Raw genomic sequence first — 26106 nt, forward strand, 5'->3', positions numbered from 1 at the left:
AGGGTTTTGGGGGACGGGAATGGCAGTACGACGACGCGCGGTGCTCGGGGGAATGCTCGCTGGAGCCGCGGCGGTGGCGACCAGCGGATGCATGGCGGACACGTTCGCGGATACGGGCGGTCAGCCTACGAAGAGTGCGCAACCGAAGCAGAGCAAGCCGACCGACAAGGTCACGGTCGTCGCGACCGGCGACGTACTGCTGCACGAACGTCTGTGGACCACCGCGAAACGCGACGGCGACAACGGCCACTGGGACTTCGCGCCGCTGATGAGCAGCGTGAAACCCCTTGTCCAGAAAGCGGATCTCGCGATCGCGCACCTGGAGACACCGCTGGCTCGCGATGGCGGTCCGTACCACGGCTACCCGCTCTTCCAGGGTCCGCCGCAGATCGCCACGGCGCTGAAGCAGACCGGCTACGACCTCTGCACGACCGCGAGCAACCACAGCTTCGACGGCGGCGCGGCCGGCATCGACCGGACGCTCGACACGTTGGACAAGGTCGGACTCAAGCATGCCGGTACGGCGCGATCGCGGGCCGAGGCGGAGCAGATCACGATCGTCGACGTCGGGAGAGTGAAGGTCGCATCGCTGAGTTTCACCTTCGGTTTCAACGGGCTGCTGTACCCGGACGGTGAGACCTGGCGGGCCGGCAAGATCAGCACGAAGACGATCAAGCTGAAGGCCCAGGAGGCTCGCGACCGCGGCGCCGACCTCGTGCTGGTCAGCTGCCACTGGGGTACGGAGTACTCGAACAAGCTCAACGACCAGCAGCGCGAGGTCGCTCCGCAACTGCTTGCCGACAGCAACATCGACCTGGTGATCGGCCACCACGCGCACGTCGTGCAGCCGATGGAGCAGATCGACGGCAAGTGGGTCGCGTACGGACTCGGCAACCTGGTCGCCGCGCATCGCGAACCGAACAGCACCAAGGCCGAAGGTCTGCTGGCCCGCTTCACGTTCACCCGCAGCGGCGACCGCTGGACGACCGCGGCCGAGTACGCACCGCTCCTGATGACCGACGACCTGCCGGTGCGAGTCCTCGATGTCCGACGGGAGCTCGCGAAGGACACACCTCGGCGTAGTCGCCTCGAACTGGCGCAGCGCCGTACGACGGAGACCGTGACAGCATTGGGCGCGACGCCGAAAATGCTTTGAGTCAAGGCGTCGCGGCGGTCTAGGGTCGGGCGCATGATTACGTACTTCGTGATGGTCCGTCGTGCCCGCCTCCGGGCAGGCGAGGGGTGCCTGGGGATGGCATCCGCTCGATAGTCGTTGGGCCCAACGGGTTGTGGACGCGGCCGGGATCACGCCCGGCGAGCTCGTCCTCGACGTCGGGGCCGGACTCGGCGCGCTGACCGCTCCGCTGGTCCGGGCCGGCGCCCGGGTGGTCGCTGTCGAACTCCATCCCGGTCGTGCCGATCGGTTGCGCCGGCGGTTCGCGGACGCGCCGGTGACGGTCGTCCGGGCCGATGCCGGTGATCTGCGCCTGCCGTCGCGGCCGTTCCGGGTGGTGTCGAGTCCGCCGTACAACATCTCTACCTTGTTGCTGAAGCGCTTGCTGTCGCCGGGTTCACGCCTGGTGTCGGCGGATCTGGTGCTGCAGCGGCAGGTGGCGAATCGGTGGGTTCGCGGTGACGCACCCGGGGCGAACCGGTGGTTCCGCCACTACGACCCGTCGCTCGGGCTTCGCCTTCCCCGCAAAGCTTTCACCCCACCGCCGCATGTCGATTCAGCAGTTCTCCTACTACGCAAGCGCTAGAAAGACACCCCGCCCCCTCGCTTCGCTCGGGGGCGGGGGAGGTGTTAGGACCGCCGCCAGCACGGTGGGTCGCCGCGACCGGTCCATCCGTTGCGGTGGGTTGTCGTGACCGGTCCAGGCGTTGCTGTGGCGTGACCGGTGCGTGCGTTGCGGTGGGTCGCCGCGACCGGTCCATCCGTTGCGGTGGGTTGTCGTGACCGGTCCAGGCGTTGCTGTGGCGTGACCGGTGCGTGTGTTGCGGTGGGTTGTCGTGACCGGTGCGTGCGTTGCTGTCAGCCGTGCCAGGAGTTCCACAGGGCGGCGTACGAGCCTTGGCGGGCGACCAACTCGTCGTGACTGCCCAGCTCCGAGATGCGGCCGTCCTCCACCACAGCGACCCGGTCGGCGTCGTGGGCGGTGTAGAGCCGGTGGGCGATCGCGATGACCGTCCGGCCTTCCAGTACGGCGGCCAGCGAGCGCTCCATGTGCCGCGCAGCCCGTGGGTCGATCAGCGACGTCGCCTCGTCGAGGACCAGCGTGTGCGGATCGGCCAGCACCAGCCGCGCCAGTGCCAACTGCTGAGCCTGCGCCGGCGTCAACGCAAGCTGTCCGGACCCGACGCGAGTGTCGAGCCCGTCCGGCAGCGCCTCTGCCCACTCACGTGCGTCCACTGCACCGAGCGCGTCGAGCAGCTGCGCGTCCGTCGCGGACGGACGAGCCATCGAGAGGTTGTCCCGCAGCGTTCCGACGAAGACGTGGTGCTCCTGGGTAACCAGGGCGACCCGCTTGCGCAGCTCGTCCAGCGGCAGCTCCGTCATCCCCACACCGCCGACCGTCACCGAACCGGTCCGCGGCGGATGGATGCCCGCGACCAACCGACCCAGCGTCGACTTGCCCGCACCGGACGGCCCGACCATCGCGATCCGTTCGCCCGGCTGGATCGTCAGGTCGACACCATGCAGCACGTCGCGGCCCTCGACGTACGAGAACCGAACGTCCTTCGCCTCGACCAGCTCACCGGAAGGCGCGCGCCCCGACGGCGTCCGGTCGTCCGGTACGTCGCTGATGCCGAGCAGCCGCGCGAACGCCGCACCGCCGGACTGGAGCTCGTCCAGCCAGGACAGCAACCGGTCGACCGGGTCGAGCAGCTGGTTCACGTACAGGACGGCGGCTGTCACGGCGCCGAGCGAGGCGTGACCGTTGAGGTGCATCCAGCCGCCGAACAGCAGCGTTACCACGAGCGGCACGAAGTACCCGAGCTCGGCGGCCGGGAAGTAGACCGTGCGCAGGAAGAGCGTGTACCGCTCGGCCAAATAGCTTCCGCGGATGTCCGCATCACCGCGCCGCACACGGTCGTCGTACCGGCGCAGAGCCTCGACCGTCCGCGCGCCTTCGACCGTCTCCGCGAGGGAGCTGGTCATCTGCGCGTACGCCGCGTTCTCGCGGAGGTACCCGTCCTTGGCGCGGCGCAGGTACCACTTCGTGCTCAGCCACAGCAGTGGGACCATCGCGACCATCGGCACCAGCACCCAGACGCCGACCAGCAGCGTGGCGACCACGGTGAAGATCACGGTGACGAACGCGATGATCGTCTCCGGTACGGCGAACCGCACGGTGCGGGACAGTGTGTCGACGTCCCGCGACGTCCGCGACAGCAGGTCGCCGGTGCCGGCCCGCTCGACCGTGCCGATCGGGAGCGCGAGCGCGTTGTCGACGAACTCCTCGCGCAGCTCGGCCAGCACCTGCTCGCCCAGCGCGAACGACCGGTACCGCGCCCAGCGGGTCAGCAGCGACTGCGCGACGATGAACCCGGCGATCACGATGATCACCAGGTCGACCTTGGCCGCGGTCGTGCCGTTCTGTACGCCCTGCACCAGGTTGCCGATCAGCCGTGGCGCCGCGAGCCCGCTCACCGCCGCGAGCCCGTGCAGCACCAGCGCGATCGTCAGGCTGCGCGGGTGCCGCCGGGCCAGTCGCCGGGCATGCCGCCGAACCTCGGCCGGCCCGGCCACGGGCAGGATCTGCCTCATCGGAGGGCCTCCTCTTCTTCGGTCTGGCGGGTGACGGTCGTGCGGTACTGCGGTGTGCTCTCGAGCAGCTCGCGGTGCTTGCCGGTGGCAACGACACGGCCGCCGGCGACGAAGATCACCTCGTCGACGCGGTCCAGCAGCAGCGGGCTCGCGGTCAGTACGACGGTGCTGCGGCCGGACCGGTGGTCGCGCAGCCGGTCCGCGATCCGCGCCTCGGTGTGCGCGTCCACGGCCGAGGTCGGCTCGACCAGGACGAGCACGGACGGATCCGCGAGCAGTGCGCGTACCAGAACCAGTCGCTGGCGCTGTCCGCCGGAGAACGAGCGGCCCTTCTCCTCCACCTCCGAGTCGAGCGCGTCCGGCAGCGCGTCGAGCACGTCCTCGGCGGACGCCGTACGGAGCGCGGCCATCAGTTCTTCGTCAGTACGGCGACCTGATGGGTCCAGTTCCGTGCGCAACACACCGGTGAACAGCTGGGAGCCCGTGTCACTCACCAGGATCCGCTCCCGGACGTCTGCCCGCGTAGCACTGGCCAGCGTCACACCGCCGTACCTGACCTCACTGGCGTCGTCGTACCGACCTAGGCGGTCTGCGAGCTTGTCGTAGCGTTCTGGCTCCGCGGAGACGATTGCGGTGAGCAGCCCGTCGCGTGCGCGGACGCCCGAGACCGGGTCGACCAGGTCGCCGTGGTCCGGCAGCCGCACCGGTGTCGCCGGGTCGACGATGTCGGTCTCCAGCTTCAGCACCCGGATGACCCGGCCCGCTGCGACGAGTCCACGCATCAACTGGTTGGCGAACTCGGTCGCCGTACGCAGTGGGAGCACGAGGAACGTCGCATACCCGTAGAACGCGACCAGTGAGCCGGCACTGAGGTCACCGCGCAGAGCGAAGTGCGCACCCAGGCCGACCACCAGCACGACGAAGATGCCAGGCAACAGGACCTGCGCCGCGTCCAGCACGGACTGGATGCCGGCCACCCGTACGCCGGCCTTCCGCACCTGCTGCGACTCGCTCCGGTAGCGCCGCGAGAACGACTCCTCGCCGCCGATGCCGCGCAGGACCCGCAGTCCGGCCACGATGTCCGAGCCCAGCGAGTTCAGCTCGCCGACGGCCTCGCGCTGCGCGGACTGCCGCTTGTGCAGCGGCCGCAGCATCGGACCCAGGCAGAACACCATGACCGGTACGCCGATGAGCACGACAAGGCCGAGCACGGTCGACGACGACAGCAGGATCACCGCGACCACCGCGAACGCGACGATCGCGCCCGCGAACCGGGCCGAGACCTCCATCAGGTTCCCGATGTACGCGAGGTCGCCCGCGCCGACGCTGACCACCTCGCCGGTGGCCAGGTGCTTGGGCAGCGTCGCGCCGAGATCGGCCGATTTCCGCGTCACCACCTGCACCGTCCGATACGCCGCGGTCAGCCAGTTGGTGACCGCGAACCGGTGCCGCATGATGCCTGCCGTCGCCTGCACCACGCCGACCGCGAACAGCAGCGCGGTCCAGCGCAGCAGCCGCTCGCCGTCGCGCGCCGCGATGCCCTCGTCGATCGCCCGCCCGAGAATCGCCGGGACGAAGGCCTGCGCCGCCATCCACAGGATGCCGAACGCCATCCCGCCCGCGAGCGTGCGTGCCTGACCGCCCGCGACCCACCACAGGTAGCGAGCCGGCGAGCGATGGTTCGGGACGCCGGGATCGGCGAGCGGCAGTTGTCTCATAGCCTTCTCAGGCTAGGTGCCGCCTCCGACAGTTGCATGCGAATTAATCGCACCTATGGACCCCCCGAACCGGCACCATCTACGCCATGACGAGGGGACGGGGCTGGCTGCTCGCGTACGGCGCGCTGACGGCGGCGCATCTGGTGACGATCGGGATCGGCGAGACGTGGTCCCAGGCGATCGCCAAGGTGCTGTTGATGCCGACGCTGGCCGTCTGGGCGCGGCTGAACGGCGGTCCGGTCACGTTGCTGGTCGCACTGGCCGCGTCACTCGCCGGTGACTTCCTGCTGCAGATCGACCACTTGCTACCGGGCATGCTGGCGTTCGGCGTGGCACATGCCTGTTACGTGGTGCTGTACGCACGTCGTGCGCGCCGACGGTCCCTGGTCGTGCTGGCGGCGTACGGCGTGGTCTGGGCGGGCGCACTGGTCCTGCTGTGGCCTGGTCTGGGGGACAACCGGATCCCAGTGGCGGTGTACTCGCTGCTGGTCACTGCCACGGCTGTCACGAGCGGGTGGAACGGTTGGCAGGCCGGACTGGGCGGTGCACTGTTCCTGATCTCGGACGGGCTCATCGGCGCGGGTCTGGCGGGGCATGACTTCGCGGCACGCGGCTATCTGGTGATGGCGACGTACTGCGTCGCGCAGTATCTGCTGGCCGGCAATCTGCTGCCGGGGGCGAAGCACACGCGGTGACGGTGACGGTCGGTAGACCTTCACCTTGCGTTGGGCAACGGGTTCCCGCCGGGTCATGTCCGGCCCCTGTCCTGGATCCATGTTGGTGATCGCGCATCGGGGAGCGAGTGGCTACCGCCCGGAACACACGCCGGCGGCCTACCGGCTGGCCGCGGCGCAGGGCGCCGACTACCTGGAACCCGACCTGGTCGCCACTCTCGACGGCGTCCTGGTCTGCCGGCACGAGAACGAGATCTCCGGTACGACGAACGTCGCGGAGCACCCGGTGTTCGCCGACCGGAGGATCACCAAGATCGTCGACGGGACCGCCGTCACCGGCTGGTTCGTCGAGGACTTCACGTTCGCCGAGCTGCGGACGCTCCGGGCCCGGGAGCGGATGCCCGCGCTCCGGGCGGGCAACACGGCGTACGACGGGCTGGAGGAGATCCCCACCTTCGACGAGGTGGTCGCGCTCGCGCGCCGGGAGTCGGCGCGGCTGGGACGGCCGATCGGGGTACTGCCGGAGATCAAGCATCCGACATACTTCCGGCGGCTCGGCCTGCCGCTGGAGGAGCTGCTCACCGAGCGCATCCTGGCGCTCGGGCTGCGTCCGGACGAGATCATGATCCAGTCGTTCGAGCCGACGAGCCTGCGGCGGCTGTCGGTGATGACGCGAGTGCCGCTGGTGCAGCTGGTCGACTCCGGGAGCGCGCCGAACGACTTCCTGCGGACCGGTGACGGGCGTACGTACGCCGACCTGATCGAGCCTCGGGGGCTCCGGGAGATCGCGACGTACGCGCAGGTGCTGGCGCCGTGCAAGGACCTGGTCGTGCCGCGGAGCGCGGACGGTTGCCTCGGGGAACCCACCCGCCTGGTCGACCACGCCCACCGCGCCGGTCTGGGCGTCCAGGTCTGGACGTTCCGCGCCGAGCGCCGCTTCCTGCCGACCGGGACCGACCTCCCGACCGAACTGACCCGCTTCGCCGCCCTGGGCCTCCAGGGCATCTTCGCCGACCACCCGGACCAGGCCGTCGCAGCACTCCGCACATCGGTGCTGAACGTCTAGCAAGCAGCAGCGGGGTGCCCGCTGCTTGCGGTCACCCCGCTGGGGGAGCTGCGCCCGGTGTGGGCGCAGGGACCGTCACGCTGCCGGGGGCTTGTTGTTGGTGTCGTCGTAGAGGCGGGAGGCGATGTCGTTCTCGGTGGTGTCCTGGGTCTGGTTCTGGTTGACCGACTGCTGGACGTTCTGCCAGACCGCCTTGCCGTCGGATTCCGGCATCACGATCCAGGCGACCGCGTAGCCGATCATTGCGGCGCCGCCGGTGATCAGGGTGAGGCCGACCCAGCCGAGGCGGACCAGGGTCACGTCGACGTTCAGGTAGTCGGCGATGCCGCCGGACACGCCGGAGAGCATCCGCTGGTTGGCGGAACGACGGAGGACCTTGCCGGACAGGTTCTGGAACGGTGCGTTGGAGTTCGTCATGGCTCTACTCTCCCGCTCCGGGGCCTTGCGCCACATCAGGATCGGTACCGACCGACCCCTGAGCCGACCCCGACGACTTTCGTGGAACCCACCGCGTCCCCCAGCCTGTCTCTAAGGGTGAGGAGGGGATGAGGAGGGGTATGGACGAGTTCACCGAGTACGTCACCGCACGCTGGCCCACGCTGGTGCGGTCCGCGGTTCTGCTCGGCTGTACGCCGTCCGAAGCCGAGGACCTCGTCCAGTCCGCGCTGGAGCGCTGCCTGCTCAAGTGGAACCGGGTACGGGCAGCCGAGGACCGTGACGCCTACGTGCACCGCGTACTGGTCAACTGCTTCCGCTCCTCCCGCAGACGTCGCTGGCACGGCGAGCTGCCGTCCGCGTCGCTCCCGGAGTCCCCGAGCGGTGACCAGACGGCAGGGGTCGACGACACGGACGCCGTGATGCGCGCACTCGACCGCCTGCCTGGCGACCAGCGCACAGCCGTCGTACTGCGGTACTACGCGCACCTGAGCGAGCAGCAGATGGCGTCCGTACTGGGTGTCGCCCCGGGAACGGTCAAGAGCCGACTGTCCCGCGCGGTGAAGGCCCTGGCACAGGACCCACACCTGACAGAACTGCGAGAACCCCGATGATCGAGACCAAACTGACCGAGTTGCTGGAAGACACCGCCGACCACACCCCGGTCGGCCCACCGCCACTGGCCGCCGTCCGGGCCGGAGCCGCCCGCCGACGCAGACGTCGTACTGCGGGAATCACCGGGGTGACCGTGGTAGCTGTGGGTGCAGTGATCGCCGGCTCGAGCCTGCTGACCTCGCCCACGCAGACTGCTCCGGTCACCTCACCGACCCCAGTCCCGCCACCGCCGGCGATGCGCCTGGTCGGCTTCGGCCACGCAGCCATCGCCATCCCGGCCGCCTGGCCGACCAACAAGAGCAGCTGCGGCACGCCGTACCAGGACACCGTTCAGATAGACGATCCCAGCGCAGTGCACCTCTGTAAGTCGGATCGGCCGAAGGGTGTCGAGAGCGTGCAGCTGACCGGTGTGCCGCCGAGCCTCGGCTACCACGCCGACGAGACGATCCTGGTCGACGGGGTGCGGGCTGAGCGTCAGCGAACGAGCTGCATGGGCGGCTGGCAGGGCACCAGGGTGTGCATCGGCGCCGTGGGTATTCCGTCGCTCAAGGTGTGGTTCTACGCCGAGTCGTCCACGAGCGCCGAGGACGTCGATCGGATCCTGGACCGGATCCAGATCCTGCGGGACCGGTCCGGTGTTCCCAGCTACTCGTCTCTCGGAGGCGCGCCAACGGGACCGCTCGCACGCAGCTACACGCCTTTGCTGACGGCCGCGGGACTGAAGGTGCAGTACAAGCGGGTGATGTCGCCCAGCTATCCGGACGGCACCATCCTCGGCGTCTCGCCCGCTGTCGGGACGCTGCTGCCCGTCGGCTCGACGGTGACGGTGACGGTTGCGGGCTGAGGAAAGTGTCGGTGGGGCCGCCTAGCGTGCTGGGTATGGACGTGCAGGCGGTGGTGAAGGTGATGGCGGGGTTGCCGGGCGCCGAGGAGCAGGAGGGGTGGGCGGGGCAGCCGGTCTTCAAGGTCCGCAACAAGAGCTTCGCGTACCTGTCCGAGGACCAGACCCGCCTGCACCTGAAGGCACTCCGCGAGGAGCAGGAGGCGCTCGTCGCGGAGAACCCCGAGGTCTACGCCCCGTCCTGGGCGAGCGGCCGCTTTGCCTGGCTCCTCATCCAGGTAGACCTCGCCGACGAGGAAGAGCTCCGCGAACTGGTCACAGAAGCCTGGCGCCTCACCGCCCCGAAGTACCTGATCGCCCAGCTAACCAGCTGAACCACGGCGGACCAGCACCCACTGCGGGCTGGTGCGGCTGACTTCGGTGAAGCCGGCGTCGAGGTAGACGGACAGCGGGCCGCGATACAAGTCGGCGGACGGGATGCGGCCGGCGATCGTGGTGTCGACGGCGCAGGCCTCGACCGTGCGGGCGCCGTGGGAGCGGGCCAGGTCGAGGGCGCCGTGGACCAGCTCTCCGGCGATGCCCTGGCGGCGGTGCCCTACCGGTACGACGAAGCACGTGATCACCCAGGCGTCCGGGTGGTCCGTGCGCCAGTTGGGTGAGGCGAGCACCCGCGGGTACGACGTACGCGGTCCGACGGCGCACCAGCCGACCGGGGCGTTCCCGTCGTACGCGAGAACGCCGGGCGGTTGCTCGTCGTCGCAGACCTGACTCCTGAGGGCCTCGCGGTTGTTCTCCGGGCTGCTGCCGGACCACGCCTTGCCGCGGAGGCGGAAGTACTGGCAGAAGCAGCGGGACGGGTCGCCGCGCTCGCCCATGACGGTCGCGACGTCGGGCCAGGAGTCCGGTCCGGCCGGGCGTACGTGCACCATAGGAGCACCGTAGCCCGGGGGCTGGCTTGCACTCGATTGGGTCGAGTGCTAATACTTGGTTAGCACTCCATGGGTGAGAGTGATAATGCTCGCGCCCGGTGGAGTGTGCAAGAAGACGGCCTCGATGAGGTGCCGGAGCGCGGCGGGACATGAGCGTCGCGGGTCGGTGCCGTCCGTCGCGGGCATCCCGGCCGGCTGAACCACCAATGACTCGACGCGGGAGGACTCGCGGAGAATGCCCAAGCTGATTGCTTTCGATGAAGAGGCGCGCCGCGGCCTCGAGCGGGGAATGAACACCCTCGCCGACGCCGTCAAGGTGACGCTCGGCCCGAAGGGCCGCAACGTCGTTCTGGAGAAGAAGTGGGGCGCCCCCACGATCACCAACGACGGCGTCTCCATCGCCAAGGAGATCGAGCTCGAGGACCCGTACGAGAAGATCGGGGCCGAGCTCGTCAAGGAAGTTGCCAAGAAGACCGACGACGTCGCGGGTGACGGTACGACCACCGCCACCGTGCTGGCTCAGGCTCTCGTCCGCGAGGGGCTGCGCAACGTCGCCGCCGGCGCCAACCCGATGGGCCTGAAGAAGGGCATCGAGAAGGCGACCGAGGCCGTCAGCGAGCAGTTGCTGGCGCTGGCCAAGCCGGTCGAGACCCGCGAGCAGATCGCGGCGACCGCGTCCATCTCGGCCGCGGACACCCAGGTCGGCTCGATCATCGCCGAGGCGATGGACAAGGTCGGCAAGGAAGGTGTCATCACCGTCGAGGAGAGCAACACCTTCGGCCTCGAGCTCGAGCTCACCGAGGGTATGCGCTTCGACAAGGGCTACATCTCGCCGTACTTCGTGACCGACACGGACCGGATGGAGGCCGTCCTCGACGACCCGTACATCCTGGTCGTGAACAGCAAGATCGGCAGCATCAAGGACCTGGTCCCGGTGCTGGAGAAGGTCATGCAGACCGGCAAGCCGCTGGCGATCATCGCCGAGGACGTCGAGGGCGAAGCCCTGGCCACCCTGGTCGTGAACAAGATCAAGGGCACCTTCAAGGCCGTCGCCGTCAAGGCGCCGGGCTTCGGTGACCGCCGCAAGGCCATGCTGGTCGACATCGCCGTCCTCACCGGCGGCGAGGTGATCTCCGAGGAGGTCGGCCTCAAGCTCGACACCGTCGACCTGGAGCTGCTCGGCCAGGCCCGCAAGATCGTCGTCACCAAGGACGAGACGACCATCGTCGAGGGCTCGGGCGACGCGGACCAGATCACCGGCCGGGTGAACCAGATCCGTGCCGAGATCGAGAAGTCGGACTCCGACTACGACCGCGAGAAGCTGCAGGAGCGCCTGGCCAAGCTGGCCGGCGGTGTTGCGGTCATCAAGGTCGGCGCGGCCACCGAGGTCGAGCTGAAGGAGCGCAAGCACCGCATCGAGGACGCCGTTCGCAACGCGAAGGCGGCCGTCGAGGAGGGCATCGTCGCCGGTGGCGGCGTGGCCCTGCTGCAGGCGTCCGTGGTGGCGTTCGAGAAGCTGGAGCTCGACGGTGACGAGGCGACCGGTGCGGAGATCGTGCGCAAGGCCGTCGAGGCGCCGCTGAAGCAGATCGCAGTGAACGCCGGCCTCGAGGGCGGCGTCGTGGTGGAGAAGGTTCGCAACCTCGAGCCGGGTCACGGTCTGAACGCCGCGACCGGTGAGTACGTCGACCTGATCGCCACCGGCATCATCGACCCGGCCAAGGTAACGCGCTCGGCGCTGCAGAACGCGGCGTCCATCGCGGCCCTGTTCCTCACCACCGAGGCCGTCATCGCCGACAAGCCGGAGAAGGCAGCAGCCGCTCCGGGCGGCGCGCCAGACATGGGCGGCATGGACTTCTGATTCAGAAGTAGTCCAACAGCACACAGCAAGAACAAAAGGTCCCGGGCCAACGCCCGGGACCTTTTGTGTTGTAGGGATGGGAGGCCAACAGCACGCAGTACGCCAAGAGGTCCCGGGGCCTCTTGCGTCTGTGCGGGCGTTGAAAAGGAACGGGTGGCGGTGCACCGGTTATTAGTTGTTCAACGGCACCGGCGCGCGGGCGCTGCCCCGACTCTCGGCGGTCAGGTGCCGGTGATCAGGTGGTGGGCGAGCACCGGAGAGAACGTGCGCGTTGGGAGGTCCGGGGTCAGGCCGCAGGGGCCGTCGGACTCGCCTGGCGTACGCAGCCACAGGTGGAGGTCCACGGGGGCGGAGGTGCGCGCTGGGGGAGTGCCGAGTTTGCGGGCGGGTGGGTTGCAGGAGCTGCCGTCGGAGCCGTTGCCGTTGCGGCTGGTGTCGATGACGTAGTGGGTGCCGCCGCCGAGGGCCTGCAGGATCTCGGTGCCGCGGGACACCGACTGCTCGGTGGTGAAGTAGTTCGCGGTGTTCAGGGCGAACCCGCGGACCTTGCCGATGTCCGCGAGCCGCAGCCTGCGCGCCATCTCCTTCGCGTCACCGGACGTCACGTTCCCGGCGTCGAGGTACGTCCACGTGTTCGGGTTCTTGGCCGCGAACACGCCGACGGCGTACTTCAGCAGCGCGAGCCGCCCGTCCCACTCCGGCGTCGGGTAGCAGTCGAGCCGCGCCAGCGCGTCCGGCTCGAGAACCACGACCGCCGGCCGCGTCCCGATCCCGGCCGACACAGCCGCGATCCAGGTCCGGTACGCCGCGTCCGTCGCGGCCCCGCCACCGATCCCGCACTGGCGTCCCGGGAGGTTGTCCGTCACCAGCACCGGCAACTTGTCCGCGGTGTCCGCTGCCGTCGTGTACGCCGTGACGCCCGCCTTCACGTCCCCGCTCCAGGCGCCGACCCACCGCGCCGACGCCTGCGCGGCGATCTTCGACGCAAGTTCGGTGTCCTCCGGATGCCGCCGTACGTAAGCGACCGCGGGCGAGGCCGGGTCGACGTAGAACCCGGTGGTGAGCTTCAACGGATCGCCGGTCGCCTCGGCCAGCCCGGAATCGGGCCGGCCGAAGACGAGCAGCGCGGCGGTCAGCACAAGGAAGGCAACAACCGGACGCGTGGTCGGCATCGTGAAGGATCCTCCTGATCACTCAACGTGCCGACGACATTACTCGCAGCCAGATCAACTGTCTTCGTCGACCTCGCAGAACGAGGAGTAGTGGTCGCCGGTGTAGTAGACGTGGTCGGGCGTGGTCATCGCGCCGCCGCCGACCAGCCGGCGGGCGCCGCGGTCGGGTGAGCCGGGCGTGATCACGGTGTACTCGTGGTAGTACCCGCTGGACTCGTCCGGGAGGATGCCCTCCCGGTTGGAGAAGACGGTGCCGTCCTGGTCGTACGGGAACGGTCCGCCCGAGTGGATGAGGTCGAGGGTGTCGGCGGCCTGCGACGGCAGCGAGCTGAGCGCGCAGGTGTCGATCGCGGTGACGTACGGCGAGGCGACGTACGACGACCTGTGCGAAGGGGTCGGGGCGGCGTAGGCCGTGGAGCCGAAGGCTGCGGTAGCAGCGAGGGTCACGGCGGCGATGAGGGTTCTCATGCCCGGAGGCTTCCCGCCCGCAACGACGCCGGTACATCCCAGCTGTGAATAACAGGTGGACTATGACCCCGCCGTACCCCTAAAGTCTGGCCCGGCGAGAGAGATCCCGGAGCGGAAGGAGCCACCGATGAACACACTGACTTGTTTCCCGGCGTGCCCGATCCGCTCGCACAGCTCGCACTGAGCGGAGTGGCGCGCCTCCTGCTGGAGGATCTGTGACCATCCGCAACACCGTCGAGGCAGACCTCGACACCATCCTTGCTCTGATCGAGCAGAAGTCCGTCAACACCGTCACCGTCGAGCGGTACCGCGAGTACGTTGCCCGCGGCTACTACAAGCACGACTGGAACTGGGTCGTCGAGGAGAACGGCACGATCCAGGCCCTCGTGATCTGGTGGGGCGTCCCGGGCGAGACCCACCCGTACAGCATCGACGGCCTCTACTACCGCGGTGACGGAGACCCCGTCCCGGTGTGGACCGAGCTGCTGAAGTACGCCGTCGCGTCCCGGCCGGCCGACGCGGAGCCGCCGGAGTACCACTTCTTCCTGGACAGCGACTGGCAAGACAATCCGGACGTCGTCGCTGCGCTGCAGGCCCGGAGCGCAGCGGCAGCCGCTGTCGGGATGACCGGGATCACCGATCGGCTGCGTTACGAGTGGAGGCCGGCGTACGGCCTGCCGGAACGGTCCACCCGGCTGAAGTTCGAGCCGGCCGACGACGAGGCGTTCGTCGACGTGTTCATGCGGGTCAGCCAGGGCAGCCTGGACTCCGGGACCGCGCGGGAGATCGCGCGACTCGGCGCCGAGGCCGCGGCGCGGGAAGAGCTGGCGATCTACAAGTCGATGCCGGGTGACCGGGACTGGTGGCGGCTCGCGTACAACGGTGACGGCGAGCTGGTCGGGTTCGAGATCCCGTCGGCCAACGCGGGCGGGCCGGTCGTCGGATACCTCGGAGTCGTGCCGGAGCACCGCGCGCAGGGGCTGAGCGACGACCTGCTGGCCGAGATCACGCATCAGCTGGCGGAGACCGGCGCCGAGGACATCCGGGCCGACACCGACTTCGGCAACGTGCCGATGGCGAAGAGTTTCGAGCGCCAGGGGTACCGCAAGTTCGCCGTACGCCGAGTTCTCGCCTTCCCGGCGAACTGAGCGCGAGGTAGAGACGCGCACGCCCCGAATCCCTATGCTCCCTGACATGTCAGAGAGGTTCGGGGGAGCGGGGCGATGCGTGACATCGCTTTGATCCTGCATGTCCTGGCCGGAGTCCTCGCGGTGGTGTTCGGCCCGGTGGCGATCGTGCTCACGCTGCGTCGCCGCGGGCTGAACTGGGCGGGCGAGGTCTACCACTGGACGCTCGCGCTGGTCTGCCTGACCGCGCTCGTGATGGTCCCGTACGACTGGGGCCGGCTCTGGTACTTCTGGCCGATCACGATCGCGACGTACCTGTTCGTGTACCTCGGCCAGCGCGCGGCCGAGGCGCCAGGAGGACTCTGGTACCGCGGCGTCCTGCGCGGGTACGGCGGCGGCTGGGTAGCCCTGTGGACCGCGATCACGGTCGTGTCCCTGCCGCACCAGTGGTGGGCCTGGCTGCTCCCGATCGTGATCGGTTCGGCTGTGATCGAGTGGCTGTGCTTCAACCCGTCGCCGAGCTGGACCCGACAGGCCCAGCCCGGCGCGACACCCTAGGCCTGCCCGGCCTGCTCTTCGGGGGTTGCCTTGCGGACCACGAGACGGGTCCAGGCACCGACGTAGACGCGGTCGTCGGGGTTCAGCTCCTGGCGCTGGCCCGGGACGATCGGGGTCTCCGGGAGCGGTCCGGCGGCGGACGCGACGTACGTGCCGTTGGAGGACTGCAGGTCCTCCACCCACCAGCGCTGGCCGTCGGTGGTCAGCTGGGCCTGCCGGCGGCTGACGCCGGTATCGTCGCCACAGTCGATCTCGGGTGAGATGCCGCGGCTACGGGACGGCCGGCCGATCAGCAGGCTCTTCTCGGTCAGCGGGATCACCGTCGGCAACCCCGGTGACGGACACGGGTCGTCGCTCTGCTGTACGGCGTACCAGTCCGGGTCGACCCAGCGCTCGACGACCCACTCGGCCAGCGCGGCCGGTGCCGACGGGGTCGCCGGGGGTGTCGCCGGAGCCGGACCGGAGGACAGGTCGAGCGACGAGGCCGGCCGCGGCATGGTGCCGGTGGTGAAGTCGTAGCCGCAGCTCTCGCAGAACAGAGCGTCCGCTGAGGCCGCATCGGAGCAGTTCGGGCACAACTGTCCCGCTGGAGCCGCACCGGAGGCAGCAGGTGTGGCCGAGGTATCGGGAGCAGCTGCGGCGGGCGCCGCCGACGCAGCGGGATCCGCGCTGCCCGCGGGTGTCCCGGCGGGGATCGGGAGGCCGCAGACGTCGCAGTAGTCGGTGGAGGTGGAGGGGTGTCCGCTAGGACAGTTCACGGTCATTTCCGCACCCGGGTGGTCTTGGTGGAGGCCGTGTCGAGCGCCATCTCATCGGCTTTCTCGACCGTCCGCTTCAGCCGCACCGTACCCGTATCCTGGTCGTCGATCTCGACAACCTTCCGCAGCCGCGTCGTCGCCTCTTCGTTGCCGGTCTGAGCCGCGAGCTGGACCGCGCGACCGAGCTTGGTGGTCGCCGTCGCCGTGTCGCCGACGGCCTTCGCGGCCAGACCGTCCTGGATCGCCTGCGCCAGCTCGGTCTGTCCGGTGTAGTGCGCGACCTCCGGGCTGATCCGGGTGGTGAGGGCCTCGTCCGCGGACCACAGCGCCTTCACCAGGCCCTGCGCGACGGTTTCGTTGCCCAGCACCAGCTGCACGCGCGCCGCGAGCTGCTCCTGCCCGACCGCCTTCGCGGCCAGCCGGATCGCCACGTGGTAGTCCCGGGACTCGTCACCCCACGACCCGGTCGGGTACGACCCCGTCAACGGGTTGATCGCCGTACGCCGGGACGTCAGGTCCTCGACCGTCGGAGCGACCTGCCGGACGAACAGCACCTCCGCACCCTGCGGCGCCCACACGCGCAGATCGGCCTGCGCGACACCACGGCCCATCGCGTTCTGGATCAGCTTGGAGAACTCGGCGGCCAGCTGGTCCGGCGCCGGGATGATGTCGACGGTGCCGAGCAGGGCCTGCGCGATCCGGCGTACCTCGTCGACCTGCCAGGCCACGCCGACGCCGCGGGTGTCGCACTGGAACTGGCCGGTCACCGCCTCGATCGTCTGGGTCAGCGCCTCCGGCGTCTCGTGCTGGTTCTCGCCGTCGGTCAGCAGGATGGCGTGCTTCTGCGTCAGCGACGGCACGGTGGCGAACACCCGCGACGCGAGCCGCAGCCACGTGCCCATCGCGGTCCCGCCGTCGGCGTAGAACCGGGACACGGCGTCCTTGGCGGCCTGCCGGGTGTACGGGTCCATCTTGACCATCACCGGCTCCGCGGACGGCGGGAACGCCAGCTGCGCGCGGTCGTTGCCGGAGATCACCGCGAACCAGACACCGTCGAGGATCTGGTCGAGCGCGGTCTGCGCGGCGTAGGCGGCCGCCTGGACACCGTCGCGACCCATCGAGCCGGAGGTGTCGACGATGATGATCTCGCCCGCGTCGCCGCTGCCGGACTGCCCTGCGGCGCCGGCACCGGTGCAGGTCACCGTGACGATGGCGTGCACGTCGGTCCCGCCGTCCGGCAGGAACTCGTTCTGGTAAACGGAGGCGGTGAAGTCAGCCATCTCGGGTCCCTCTCCTTAAATGCGTGCGAGCGCGACGGTGATGTTGTCCTGACCGCCCTGGGCGTTGGCCCAGTCAACCAGGGCGGACGCCGTGGCCAAGGGCTCGCCGCCCTTGTCCGCAGCAGTCTGACGTACGAGGTCGGCCAACGGTGCCGCCTCGGAGCAGTAGTTCCAGAGGCCGTCCGAGCAGACCAGCAGCCAGCCCGGCCCGCTCACCTGCTGCGTCGTGGTCCGTGGCGTGTGGTCCGGTGCGTCCTTGCCGAGCCAGCGGGTGATCGCGTGCGCGTGCGGACCGGACTCGGCCTCCTCACGGGAGACCCCGGTGGAGATCAGCTCGGCTGCCCACGAGTCGTCGACCGTCAGCGCGACCGGCTCGCCCGCGTCCGGGAACCAGTACGCGCGGCTGTCGCCGACACTGCCCGCCACCAGCATGCCGTTCTCCAGGACGGCTGCGACGAACGTGCAGGACGCCGGGTTCGGGCTGTCCGGACTCGTGTTCTCGAGTACGGCGTCACTCGCCGCGTCGGCCGCCGCCTTGAGCCGGGCGCCGATCGCGCTCGCCCGCGACGACTCGGTGCCCAGGCCCTGCGCGTGACCGGCTTCGAGCACCTCACGCGCTGCCCGGGCGGCCGCGAGCGAGGCGACGTCGGAGTCGAGTGACGAGCTGACGCCGTCGCACACCACCAGCAGTGCCCGGCTGCCCGGCTCGGCGTCCGCGGCGATCGCCATCGCGTCCTCGTTGCGGCTGTGCCGGATGCCGCGGTCGCAGACCCCGGCCACCCACGGAGCAGGCTGCTCCTCGAAGTGGTCGCGCGGCTTGGCCGCCTTGGTGCCACAGGTCTCGCAGTACCCGTCCGCGCCGACGGTGCCGCCGCACGACCTGCACGGGCCGGCGGCCGCAGCCTCCGGGCCGGCCACCGCGCCGATCTCCACGGTCGGCTCGGTGTCGGTGTCCAGTGCCGGTGAGGTCGGGGCGGTCCCCGGCTTCAGCTCGGCGCCGCAGGCCTCGCAGAACAGGTCCGCCTCGGACACCGCCCCGCCGCAGCTGGGGCAGACCGTGTCGGTCGTACTCGTCATCGCAACGTCCATCCTCGAACCTCGTTGGCCTGGTCGACCATGGCGATCCGTTCCCGCCGGGTCTGCGCCTGGTCGGCCAGCAGCCGGTAGGTGGCCTCGAGCCCGTCCCGCAGGGAGGTCTCGGTGGCTGCCCGTCCGTCGATCCGCAGAGCTTCCTGCGGACCGGACTGCTGGACCTCGGCGAGCGCGGTCCGGAACACGTTCGCGGCCAGGTTGGCCCGGTCGACCGGGTCGATGGTCAGCGTCGCGATGCTGTCCATCGCCTGGGCGAGCGCGGGAAGGCCACGCCCCGATCCTGCCAGCACACCGGCTCGCAGGCGACGGGCCCGCACGTACTCGCCGCTGGTCCGCGGCACCAGGTCGAGCGCGTTGAGCGCACCGTCCGCGTCGTTGCGCGAGGTCCTGATGTTGGTCAGGCCGAACGCCGAGGCCGCGATGTAGTTGGCATCGGTGCGCGCACAGGTGAGGTAGAGGCCCTCGGCAACGTCGAACTCACCACTGTGCTCACAGGCGATCGCCAGCGCCAGTTTCGGCGCCAGCTCACCCGGCACCTGGCCGTAGACGGCGTTGAACGCGGACTGCGCCGTTGCCGAGTCGCCACGGGCCAGGGCGACCAGTCCGGCCATCCAGACCGCACGCCACTCCCACGGGTCTTCGTTGAGCAGGTCGGCCACCGCGGTGTCGACCATGTCGTAGCGCTCCGGTCCGACCTCCAGCGCCGCCTCTGCGACCTCCAGCAGCGTCTGCGGCGACTGCTCCGGCGCGTCGACCAGCAACTCGAGCCGCTTCACGGGGTCCGGCACGCTGACCGTCTTGAGCCAGCCGGCCATCTTGTCGCTGTCGTCCGGTGCCAGCGACGGCAGCTGCTGCCACGGCTGGGCCGCCTCACCCAGTCCGGCGGCCCTGTCACCCGGCGTCCCGAACAGGAGCGACGACGCCGAGTGCTGTGCGGCCTTGACGCCCTGCTTGTCGGCGACGACCTCACGCAGTACGCCGAGCAGCTGCACGCGGAACTCGTCGGCGGACTGGAACCGGTCCGCGGGATCCTTCGCGCACGCCTTGGCCAGCAGGCGGTACACCGAGTCGTACTTCTGGAAGAGCGGTACCTCGGCCACCGGCGGCAGCGTGTCGACGTACCGGCTCTGGTAACCGCGGAACTCCATCGCGAGCACGCACAGCGTCCGGCCGAGCGTGTAGATGTCGGAGGCGACCGACGGTCCGACCTCGGCGATCTCGGGTGCCTGGAAGCCGACCGTGCCGTAGATCGCCGAGTCCGGGTCGTCGATCCGCCGGACACCGCCGAGGTCGATCAGCTTGACCGCGTCACCGACCTGGATGATGTTGTCCGGCTTGAAGTCGCAGTACACCAGTCCGAGATCGTGCAGGTAGGAGAACGCCGGCAGGATCTCCAGCAGGTACGCGATCGCCTGGTCGATCGGCAGCGCGTCGTACTGACCGTTGTTGGCGGCCATCCGCTCCTTGAGCAGGGTCTTCAGCGAGGTGCCGCCGACGTACTCCATGACGATGTAGCCGGCGCCGTCGTGGGTGACGAAGTTGTAGATCTCGACGATCAGCGGGTGCTCGACGCGGGCCAGGAACTGCTGCTCCGCGATCGCCGCCGCGACCGCGTCCGGGTCCTCGGAGTTCAGCAGGCCCTTCAGGACCACCCAGCGGTTGGACACGTTCTGGTCCTGGGCCAGGTAGATCCAGCCGAAGCCACCGTGCGCGAGGCAGCCGCGGACCAGGTACTGCCCGCCGACCAGGTCGCCGTCCTGCAGCTTCGGCGAGAACGAGAACCGGTTGCGGCAGTTCGGGCAGAAACCCTCGGTCCGGCCGGGCTGGCCGTTGCGGGAGCGGCCGACCGGGTGGCCGCAGTTCGGGCAGTTCCGGCGGTCCTCCGGGACCATCGGGTTGGCCAGGATCGCCTTGCTCGCGTCGATCGCCGGGATCGTCGGCACGTGGGTCAGTCCGGCGCCGAGCCGCGCGCCGCGCAGCCGGGTGGACGACGTACCGAGTTTGCGGGTCAGCTTCGAGCCGGCCTGCGCCGCCCGCGCCGAGCCGAGTGGCGTGGAGGCCAGCCGGTTGGAGGCGCGGGAGACGGTCGACACCGTGCTCAGCGCGTCCGGCTCGGCAGCCGTCGCGGTGCCGCCGTCCGGCGCGGGCGAGCCGCACACGTCGCAGTACCCGTCGACGTAGGTCCCCGTGCAGCCCGGCTGTGTGCACGCACCAGTCGCAGGAGCAGCAGCCGGCGCGGCGGCACTCGCCGCGGCGGGGGAGCCGCAGACGTCGCAGTACCCGTCCACGATGGAGCCGGTACAGCCCGGCTGGGTGCAGGCGGTGTTGGTCGTCATTTCGTCCCTTCCAGGTAGGCCTGGTAGGCCGCTACCAGTGCGCCGAGGCGAGCCAGGTCCACCGGCTCGGTCTCGATCACCGCTCGGCCGCGCCGGTACAGCTCGGCGAGATCTTCGTTGCCTGGGGCAACACTTGCCGCCTTGACCTGATAGGCGTCCAGCAGTTGGGCCAGCTCGTCACGTCGTTGCAGAGCAGCGCCGTACGCCGCCTGCGCCTGACCGAGCGCCCGCCGTACGGCGTCCAACCGGGTCAGGTACTTCTCCAGCTCGGCAGGGGTGTTCGGCACCGGCCCCAGCGCAGTCACATCCGGTACGGCGAGACGCGGGGCCGGACTGACCGTGGCGACAGCCTTGTCCGCCAACGCGCGCACCGCCTTTCCTTGAGCTTCCAGCTCGCTGCGTACGGTGCGGGCCCGGGCAACGTCGGCGGCGCGTTCCTTACGGGTGGCGGCGCCGACGATCAGATCCCGCTCTGTGCGCGCCGCGTCAATGTCCAGCGGGCCGATCAGCCCGCCGATGTCGGCACCGCGTTTGTTGCGTTCGGCAAGATCCGTCAGCCGGCGGTCGAGATCGTGATGCTTGGCGAGGGCGTCGTTGCGGACGTTCGCCGGCTCCTGCTTGACCAGGTCGCTGATCCGCTCCACCTGCGCGCGCAACTGCCGCAGCCGGGCGGCCATGTCGGCGTCGCCGGGTTGGAGATCGAGCTTCGCGCGCAGGCTGGAAGCCAGCGCGTCCGACAGTTTGCAGGCCTCGGGCAACGAAACGGGGAGCGAACCACCGGCGCCGCCGGCGTCCAGGCCGCCCCAGATCAGCGTGGAGATCCGCTCGGTCTCGGTCTGCCCGACCCGGCCGGAGTCCCAGGTGACCAGGATCAACTCGTACCGGTCCGAGACCGCCTTCCAGACCGTCATGCTGAGCACGATGTCGGCATTGAGGGCATCCCCGTCGGGCGAGTGCAGGGCGGCCTGATCCAGCTCGTCCAGCTCCGCCTTCCGCCGATCCCGCCACTCCCCGAGCGCACCGAGGTAGGACAGCAGCTCCGCAGCCGGAACACTGCTCCCCATCCGCCCCGGCGGCGCCGGCGCCGAAACAATCGGCGTACGAACGGTCATCGGCCGTAGGCGGGCGTCGGCGGGGCCTTCAACTCGCCCAGGTCAGTGCCGAGCCACGCGTTGTAGGACTTCATCCACTCGCTCAGACCTCCAGCGGCAGGAGGCGTCTTCATCTGGGCGAGAACGCCGTTGACGAACCGGACGAAGTCGATGTTCTTCTTGTTGATCCCCAGGCCGTACGGCTCATCGCTGATCCGCTCGGTCAGCACCTTCGCGTACGGATCTTGCGCAGCGTCGCCGGCGAGGACCGTGTCGTCACCGCTGATCCCGTCCGCCTTGCCCTGCTGGAACAGCACCAGACACCCGGTGTCGGTGTCGGCCGTGACCGGCTTGATCTTCGGGTTCGCCTTCTTCAGGTTGTCCAGGCTGGTCGAGCCGGCCGGTGCGCAGATCGTCTGGCCGGACAGGTCGGCGAGCTTGGTGGCTGTCGAGTCGCGCTGCACCAGCGTCTTCTGGCCGGAGCGGTAGTACTCCGCCGAGAACGCGATCCGCTTCCAGCGCTCGCAGTTGATCGTCATGTTCCGGGCGACGATGTCGACGCTGTTGTTCTCCAGCGATGGGATGCGCTGCGGGCTGGAAATCACCCGGAGCTCGAGGTGACCGACCTCGGTGCCGAAGATCGCCCTCGCGACCGCTTTGACCATGTCGATGTCGAAGCCCTCGATGTGCCCGCTGATCGGGTTCCGGGAACCGAGGTGCAGGCTGTCCGCCGAGACACCGGCGATCAGCCGGCCGCGAGCCTGGATCTTCTTCATCGTCGAACTGGCCGGCATCTGCATCGGCGCTGGCAGCGTAGGTTCGGGCTCGTAGGACTTCAGCTCGGCGGCCTTCTCGGCTGCCGAGCACGGCTGCGTCGCCGCAGGTGCGGCGGACGAGGCCGGCGCCTGAGGTTCTGGCGGGATCTGGGTGGTGGTGTAGTTGGCGTTGCCGCAGGCGGTGAGGAGTAGGGCGGTGGTGGCGGCGAGTGGGATCAGTTTCTTCATCGGTACTCCTCCAGACGCTGCGACATGCCCCAGGCGACCAGCAGTGCGGCCAGGATGCCGAGCGGTACGCCGAGCCAGCCGATCGGCGGAAGACCGTCGCGCGCATCCTTCAGTTCGCTCTGCACCCCGGTACTCGTCCGGGTCAGCTGCTGGTTGGACGAGGAGTCGAAGGCGTTGAACGTATCGACCGAGCTGTTGGTCTCGTCCTTGCCGACGGCCATCGCGACGGCACCGTCCCAGTTGCCCTGCTTCGCGTCGGTCTGCCGCACCTTGTCGTGGACCGACTTGTAGGCGGTCCACAGCTGCTGCAGGTTGCCGCCGTTGCCGCCGACCTTGCCCAGTTGCTCGTCGACCTGGGCAGCCGCGGCGGTGTACGCCTTGTCGAAGGCGTCGCCGGAGCCGCGTGCGATCAAGGTCAGGCTCTCGTTCGAGCGAGCGTCGTACGCCGCGATCCGGGCGCGGGACAGCGCCAGGGTCCGCTCGTACTCGGAACTCCGGGTGTCCTTCGCGGAGTTCGACGCGCCGGCGAGTGAGACCCCGCCGACGACGGTGGTCAGCAGAACGAGAGCGGCGCCGGCCGCGATCGGGACGTTGAGGTAGCGGTGCGTACGGCGGGCCAGCCAGCGCAGTGTGATCGCGAAGACCGCCAGGCTGAGCAGACCCCCGACGAGGATCCAGATGGTGCCCTGGCTGATCCCGTCGAACTCGGTGTCGACGCGCTTCTCGTTCGCCTCGACCAGCGCCTTCACCAGCGGCAGCGAGTCGTCCTGCAGCACCGAGTTCGCGTCCTTCAGGTACTGCGAACCGATCGGGAGACCTTGGCGGTTGTTGGCACGGGCCTGCTCGATCAGGCCGCCGTACGTGATCAGCGTCTTGTTGAGTGCGCCGAGCACGTCGCGGTCCGCGGGCTGCGCGGTCGCGGCCTCGGCGATCAGCCCGGCGGCCGCGGCCAGCGAGTTGACGAAGTGCGCACGCTGCTCCGGCGGCTCGAGACCGCCGACCAGGAACGCGTTGGTGGCGTCGGCGTTCGCGCTGACCAGGTTGGTGTGGATCGCCTGGATGCGAACCAGTTGGGCGGTGTTCGCCTGCGCCCGGTCGAGGGCGCCGTCGGACTGACTGAAGCCCTGCGCGGCGGCCAGGCCGAACACCACACTCATCGCGGCGGCCAGGATCAGGAACGCGCGCATCCGGCCCGGCGTACCTTCGAACCACTGCGCGACGGCGCCGCGGGGGCCGGCGGTCCTGGCGTTCGGCGCCTGCAGCGTCGTACCCGGCGGTGGGGCCGTCGGCACGGTCGCGGGCGGCGCACTCTGCGTCTGGGTCACGCCTCTTCTCCTTGTTCGATCTCCGTGACGTCCGAAGTACCGGCTGTCGCCGGCTCTTCGGGATCAACGGCGTCGGCGGGCTGCTCGGTGAGGTCCTCGGCGAGGATCTGACGCAGCTGGGTCGTCGTGGGAGCCGGTACGTCGCGGAGCCGCCAGGCGTGCCGCCCGATCGCGGCCTCCAGCACGTTGCGCGCGAACCGTCCGTTGCCGAACGAGCTGTCCCGCGGAGTCGCGGCGAGCACCTCGTGGAACTTCTCCACCGCCTCCGGAACCAGTTCGTAGTCCGCGGCCTCGGCGAGCCCGGTGAGAATGTCGGTGAGTTCGTCGTCGCTGTAGTTCTCGAACTCGATCGTGGTCCGGAACCGGCTGGCCAGTCCGGGGTTCGCGGCGATGAACACTTCCATCGGCTCGGGGTATCCGGCAACGATCACGACCAGGTCGTCGCGCCGGTCCTCCATCTCCTTGACCAGCGTGTCGACGGCTTCTCGCCCGTACTGGTCGGCGCCCCGGTCGCCCGCGGTCAGGCTGTACGCCTCGTCGATGAACAGCACGCCGCCCGCCGCGGAGGCGACCACCTCGGCGGTCTTCGTCGCGGTCTGTCCGAGATACCCGGCGACGAGCTCGGAGCGGTCGACCTCCACCAGTTGCCCCTTCGACAGCAGGCCGAGCGCCTTGTAGATCCCGCTCACCAGCCGCGCGACGGTCGTCTTACCGGTGCCCGGATTCCCCACGAACACCAGGTGCCGCGTGATCGTCGGGCTCTTCAGGCCCGCCTCGGTCCGCAACTTCTCAACCCGCAGTACGGCGACCTGCCGGTGCACCTCGCGCTTGACCCGAGCCAGCCCGGTCAGCTCGTCGAGCTCAGCCAGCAACTCCTCAACCGTCTTGGCCGGCTCTTCCGCTGCCGCCGCGTCTTCCTGCGGTGCTTCCTGGGTCTTCGGCTGAGGGGTCGATGCAACCTGCAGCGGACGGGCACCAGCAGCTTGTAGCTGGGCAGCAGCTGCCACCGACGCGTTACCGACGACCCGCATCGTGGGCTCACCCAACGTGCAGGCTGCGGATGCAACCTCCGCCAGAGCTTCGGCGTACGCCGTCTTCTCTGCCGAGCCGTTGGCGATCAGCTCGGTCAGGACAGCCGTCGGGGCGCCGCGCCAACGCCGTCCGCGGACGGCGGCGTCGAAGAAGTCCTGCGTCGTCGCGCCCTCGAACGCCTTGCCCCAGTCGGCGGGCGCACCGGGTGCCGACTCGGCCAGTGCGGCGGCCAGCGACAGCGCCTCCGACCGGGCCCGATCGTCGGCGACACCGGCGCGGCCGGCGACCACGAGCAGCTCGGACAACGCCTGCTGCAGAGACTTTCCCCCCGCGCCGCTCATGACCCTCCTCGTCCAGGTGGTGGTGCCAGTGGTCCCGCCGGTCCCAGGTCGGGCGGCGGGGTCGACTCGGTCGGGCCGAGGGCCAAGCCTCCGCCGGTGGAGCCGGTGCCGAACTTCTCCTGCAGGAACCTGCCGTGGGCGATCAGCGCCGCCGCGTCGGCGCGGTTCACCGCGTCGAAGACCTTGTCCATCGTCGCGGCCAAGAGGTCCAACTGGTCGATCAGGATCATCAGCGACGTCTTGCCGCGGTCCACCGGACGCGTGTCGGCCCACTGCCGCGGCAGCCGCAGGTACCCGCCGATCGCCTCCGGCAGGTAGTCGGTCGCCGTCGCCATCACGGAGTACGCCTGCACGCTGCCGCCCAGGTTCCCGAGCCGCGGGATGGTTTCCCGGACGACGCGAACCACCCGGGCGACCCGCGAGGCGACGACGGCCGGTACGGCGCCGCCCGCGACCAGCTGCTCGACGCGGACCAGCGCCGCCAGCAGGTCGTCGTTCGTCGGCGGCCGGGGGATCGGGGCAGGCTCGGGCTCCTCCTTGCGACCGGTCAGCCGCGCAAAGAAGTCGCCGAGCGCCATGCAGTCCCCCGTCTCTCGCTCTCAGATGGTGGTGGT

The 26106-nt window shown here is 69.6% G+C and carries 25 protein-coding genes; 10 read left to right on the top strand and 15 right to left on the bottom strand.

The annotated features are described in order from the left end of the window. Positions 1-19: 19 nt before the first annotated feature. Positions 20-1156 carry a CapA family protein gene (locus EV647_RS29935; protein ID WP_238177454.1) on the top strand — a complete coding sequence of 379 codons (1137 nt, stop codon included), beginning with the start codon at positions 20-22 and terminating at the stop codon, positions 1154-1156. A 61-nt stretch (positions 1157-1217) separates the two neighbouring features. Then, a complete protein-coding gene (locus EV647_RS29940; protein WP_134008814.1) occupies positions 1218-1760 on the top strand; it encodes an rRNA adenine N(6)-methyltransferase family protein in 543 nt (180 codons plus the stop codon). Between the two features lie 272 nt (positions 1761-2032). Here the strand turns inward: EV647_RS29940 and EV647_RS29945 are convergent, their stop codons facing one another. Further along, positions 2033-3769, bottom strand: a complete 1737-nt coding sequence (locus EV647_RS29945) for an ABC transporter ATP-binding protein (RefSeq protein WP_134008816.1) — start codon at positions 3767-3769, stop codon at positions 2033-2035. Next, the gene (locus EV647_RS29950; protein WP_134008817.1) at positions 3766-5487 is read right to left on the bottom strand and encodes an ABC transporter ATP-binding protein; all 1722 of its coding nucleotides are present in this window, start codon (positions 5485-5487) and stop codon (positions 3766-3768) included. Before EV647_RS29950 ends, EV647_RS29945 begins: the two co-directional genes overlap by 4 nt. An 86-nt stretch (positions 5488-5573) precedes the next feature. Between EV647_RS29950 and EV647_RS29955 the strand changes: the two genes are divergently transcribed. After that, complete coding sequence (locus tag EV647_RS29955; RefSeq protein ID WP_134008818.1) at positions 5574-6182, top strand: lysoplasmalogenase; 609 nt, start codon at positions 5574-5576, stop codon at positions 6180-6182. 79 nt (positions 6183-6261) lie between these two features. Continuing rightward, positions 6262-7227, top strand: a complete 966-nt coding sequence (locus EV647_RS29960) for a glycerophosphodiester phosphodiesterase (RefSeq protein WP_134008820.1) — start codon at positions 6262-6264, stop codon at positions 7225-7227. A gap of 75 nt (positions 7228-7302) precedes the next feature. Here EV647_RS29960 and EV647_RS29965 read toward each other — a convergent pair whose 3' ends face one another. Further along, on the bottom strand, positions 7303-7644 hold the full coding sequence (locus tag EV647_RS29965) for a PspC domain-containing protein (RefSeq protein WP_134008822.1): 342 nt from the start codon (positions 7642-7644) through the stop codon (positions 7303-7305). Positions 7645-7784: 140 nt separating this feature from the next. On the opposite strand from EV647_RS29965, the gene EV647_RS29970 reads away from it, so the two are divergent. The 3 genes from EV647_RS29970 to EV647_RS29980 are packed head-to-tail and all read left to right on the top strand — an operon-like array spanning position 7785 to position 9492. Next, on the top strand, positions 7785-8276 hold the full coding sequence (locus tag EV647_RS29970) for a SigE family RNA polymerase sigma factor (RefSeq protein ID WP_202876354.1): 492 nt from the start codon (positions 7785-7787) through the stop codon (positions 8274-8276). Further along, complete coding sequence (locus EV647_RS29975; RefSeq protein WP_134008826.1) at positions 8273-9121, top strand: PASTA domain-containing protein; 849 nt, start codon at positions 8273-8275, stop codon at positions 9119-9121. Before EV647_RS29970 ends, EV647_RS29975 begins: the two co-directional genes overlap by 4 nt. 35 nt (positions 9122-9156) lie before the next feature. Beyond that, the gene (locus EV647_RS29980) at positions 9157-9492 is read left to right on the top strand and encodes an MmcQ/YjbR family DNA-binding protein (protein ID WP_134008828.1); all 336 of its coding nucleotides are present in this window, start codon (positions 9157-9159) and stop codon (positions 9490-9492) included. Here EV647_RS29980 and EV647_RS29985 read toward each other — a convergent pair. After that, positions 9481-10047 (bottom strand): GNAT family N-acetyltransferase, encoded by a 567-nt coding sequence (locus tag EV647_RS29985; protein WP_134008830.1) that lies wholly within the window; start codon positions 10045-10047, stop codon positions 9481-9483. The two genes, EV647_RS29980 and EV647_RS29985, sit on opposite strands and share 12 nt — an antisense overlap. Positions 10048-10282: 235 nt before the next feature. Here EV647_RS29985 and groL point away from each other — a divergent pair, with 235 nt between their 5' ends. Next, entirely contained in the window at positions 10283-11908 is a 1626-nt protein-coding gene (groL, locus tag EV647_RS29990) for a chaperonin GroEL (protein WP_134008832.1), read from the top strand. Positions 11909-12129: 221 nt separating this feature from the next. Here the strand turns inward: groL and EV647_RS29995 are convergent, their stop codons facing one another. Next, the gene (locus EV647_RS29995; RefSeq protein WP_134008834.1) at positions 12130-13080 is read right to left on the bottom strand and encodes a glycoside hydrolase family 6 protein; all 951 of its coding nucleotides are present in this window, start codon (positions 13078-13080) and stop codon (positions 12130-12132) included. Between the two features lie 54 nt (positions 13081-13134). After that, positions 13135-13548, bottom strand: a complete 414-nt coding sequence (locus EV647_RS30000) for a ribonuclease domain-containing protein (RefSeq protein WP_134008836.1) — start codon at positions 13546-13548, stop codon at positions 13135-13137. Positions 13549-13763: 215 nt separating this feature from the next. On the opposite strand from EV647_RS30000, the gene EV647_RS30005 reads away from it, so the two are divergent. Both EV647_RS30005 and EV647_RS30010 read left to right on the top strand, forming a co-directional pair. Further along, positions 13764-14696 carry a GNAT family N-acetyltransferase gene (locus tag EV647_RS30005; protein ID WP_134008838.1) on the top strand — a complete coding sequence of 311 codons (933 nt, stop codon included), beginning with the start codon at positions 13764-13766 and terminating at the stop codon, positions 14694-14696. Between the two features lie 75 nt (positions 14697-14771). Beyond that, positions 14772-15233 (top strand): hypothetical protein, encoded by a 462-nt coding sequence (locus EV647_RS30010; RefSeq protein ID WP_134008840.1) that lies wholly within the window; start codon positions 14772-14774, stop codon positions 15231-15233. On the opposite strand, the gene EV647_RS30015 is transcribed toward EV647_RS30010, so the two are convergent. From EV647_RS30015 to EV647_RS30055, 9 genes are read right to left on the bottom strand one after another with little or no spacing between them, the layout of a single operon-like run. Continuing rightward, positions 15230-15997 carry an FHA domain-containing protein gene (locus EV647_RS30015; RefSeq protein WP_134008842.1) on the bottom strand — a complete coding sequence of 256 codons (768 nt, stop codon included), beginning with the start codon at positions 15995-15997 and terminating at the stop codon, positions 15230-15232. The genes EV647_RS30010 and EV647_RS30015 overlap by 4 nt on opposite strands. Then, positions 15994-17271: a VWA domain-containing protein gene (locus EV647_RS30020; protein WP_134008844.1), complete on the bottom strand. Its 1278-nt coding sequence runs from the start codon at positions 17269-17271 to the stop codon at positions 15994-15996. Before EV647_RS30020 ends, EV647_RS30015 begins: the two co-directional genes overlap by 4 nt. A gap of 15 nt (positions 17272-17286) precedes the next feature. After that, complete coding sequence (locus tag EV647_RS30025; protein WP_134008846.1) at positions 17287-18360, bottom strand: PP2C family serine/threonine-protein phosphatase; 1074 nt, start codon at positions 18358-18360, stop codon at positions 17287-17289. Continuing rightward, positions 18345-20699 (bottom strand): serine/threonine-protein kinase, encoded by a 2355-nt coding sequence (locus EV647_RS30030; protein WP_134008848.1) that lies wholly within the window; start codon positions 20697-20699, stop codon positions 18345-18347. The genes EV647_RS30025 and EV647_RS30030 overlap by 16 nt, the downstream gene beginning before the upstream one ends. Then, positions 20696-21811 (bottom strand): hypothetical protein, encoded by a 1116-nt coding sequence (locus tag EV647_RS30035; RefSeq protein WP_134008850.1) that lies wholly within the window; start codon positions 21809-21811, stop codon positions 20696-20698. The genes EV647_RS30030 and EV647_RS30035 overlap by 4 nt, the downstream gene beginning before the upstream one ends. Beyond that, positions 21808-22794, bottom strand: a complete 987-nt coding sequence (locus EV647_RS30040; protein ID WP_134008852.1) for a glutamate ABC transporter substrate-binding protein — start codon at positions 22792-22794, stop codon at positions 21808-21810. Before EV647_RS30040 ends, EV647_RS30035 begins: the two co-directional genes overlap by 4 nt. After that, positions 22791-24119: a hypothetical protein gene (locus EV647_RS30045; RefSeq protein WP_134008854.1), complete on the bottom strand. Its 1329-nt coding sequence runs from the start codon at positions 24117-24119 to the stop codon at positions 22791-22793. Before EV647_RS30045 ends, EV647_RS30040 begins: the two co-directional genes overlap by 4 nt. Beyond that, on the bottom strand, positions 24116-25492 hold the full coding sequence (locus EV647_RS30050) for an AAA family ATPase (protein ID WP_134008856.1): 1377 nt from the start codon (positions 25490-25492) through the stop codon (positions 24116-24118). The genes EV647_RS30045 and EV647_RS30050 overlap by 4 nt, the downstream gene beginning before the upstream one ends. Then, positions 25489-26070 (bottom strand): hypothetical protein, encoded by a 582-nt coding sequence (locus tag EV647_RS30055; RefSeq protein WP_134008858.1) that lies wholly within the window; start codon positions 26068-26070, stop codon positions 25489-25491. Before EV647_RS30055 ends, EV647_RS30050 begins: the two co-directional genes overlap by 4 nt. Positions 26071-26106 lie beyond the last annotated feature (36 nt).

It is taken from the genome of Kribbella sp. VKM Ac-2566 (assembly GCF_004366005.1).
Lineage (GTDB): Bacteria > Actinomycetota > Actinomycetes > Propionibacteriales > Kribbellaceae > Kribbella > Kribbella pratensis.

Coding starts and splice junctions, on each gene's coding strand:
- EV647_RS30015 (WP_134008842.1), bottom strand. CDS start 15,997: ATGACCGTGAACTGTCCTAGCGGACACCCCTCCACCTCCACCGACTAC.
- EV647_RS29995 (WP_134008834.1), bottom strand. CDS start 13,080: ATGCCGACCACGCGTCCGGTTGTTGCCTTCCTTGTGCTGACCGCCGCG.
- EV647_RS29985 (WP_134008830.1), bottom strand. CDS start 10,047: ATGGTGCACGTACGCCCGGCCGGACCGGACTCCTGGCCCGACGTCGCG.
- EV647_RS29935 (WP_238177454.1), top strand. CDS start 20: ATGGCAGTACGACGACGCGCGGTGCTCGGGGGAATGCTCGCTGGAGCC.
- groL (WP_134008832.1), top strand. CDS start 10,283: ATGCCCAAGCTGATTGCTTTCGATGAAGAGGCGCGCCGCGGCCTCGAG.
- EV647_RS29960 (WP_134008820.1), top strand. CDS start 6,262: ATGTTGGTGATCGCGCATCGGGGAGCGAGTGGCTACCGCCCGGAACAC.
- EV647_RS29980 (WP_134008828.1), top strand. CDS start 9,157: ATGGACGTGCAGGCGGTGGTGAAGGTGATGGCGGGGTTGCCGGGCGCC.
- EV647_RS30010 (WP_134008840.1), top strand. CDS start 14,772: ATGCGTGACATCGCTTTGATCCTGCATGTCCTGGCCGGAGTCCTCGCG.
- EV647_RS30050 (WP_134008856.1), bottom strand. CDS start 25,492: ATGAGCGGCGCGGGGGGAAAGTCTCTGCAGCAGGCGTTGTCCGAGCTG.
- EV647_RS30030 (WP_134008848.1), bottom strand. CDS start 20,699: ATGACGACCAACACCGCCTGCACCCAGCCGGGCTGTACCGGCTCCATC.
- EV647_RS30020 (WP_134008844.1), bottom strand. CDS start 17,271: ATGGCTGACTTCACCGCCTCCGTTTACCAGAACGAGTTCCTGCCGGAC.
- EV647_RS29950 (WP_134008817.1), bottom strand. CDS start 5,487: ATGAGACAACTGCCGCTCGCCGATCCCGGCGTCCCGAACCATCGCTCG.
- EV647_RS29965 (WP_134008822.1), bottom strand. CDS start 7,644: ATGACGAACTCCAACGCACCGTTCCAGAACCTGTCCGGCAAGGTCCTC.
- EV647_RS30025 (WP_134008846.1), bottom strand. CDS start 18,360: ATGGACGTTGCGATGACGAGTACGACCGACACGGTCTGCCCCAGCTGC.
- EV647_RS29955 (WP_134008818.1), top strand. CDS start 5,574: ATGACGAGGGGACGGGGCTGGCTGCTCGCGTACGGCGCGCTGACGGCG.
- EV647_RS29970 (WP_202876354.1), top strand. CDS start 7,785: ATGGACGAGTTCACCGAGTACGTCACCGCACGCTGGCCCACGCTGGTG.
- EV647_RS29975 (WP_134008826.1), top strand. CDS start 8,273: ATGATCGAGACCAAACTGACCGAGTTGCTGGAAGACACCGCCGACCAC.
- EV647_RS30040 (WP_134008852.1), bottom strand. CDS start 22,794: ATGAAGAAACTGATCCCACTCGCCGCCACCACCGCCCTACTCCTCACC.
- EV647_RS29945 (WP_134008816.1), bottom strand. CDS start 3,769: ATGAGGCAGATCCTGCCCGTGGCCGGGCCGGCCGAGGTTCGGCGGCAT.
- EV647_RS30055 (WP_134008858.1), bottom strand. CDS start 26,070: ATGGCGCTCGGCGACTTCTTTGCGCGGCTGACCGGTCGCAAGGAGGAG.
- EV647_RS30035 (WP_134008850.1), bottom strand. CDS start 21,811: ATGACCGTTCGTACGCCGATTGTTTCGGCGCCGGCGCCGCCGGGGCGG.
- EV647_RS30000 (WP_134008836.1), bottom strand. CDS start 13,548: ATGAGAACCCTCATCGCCGCCGTGACCCTCGCTGCTACCGCAGCCTTC.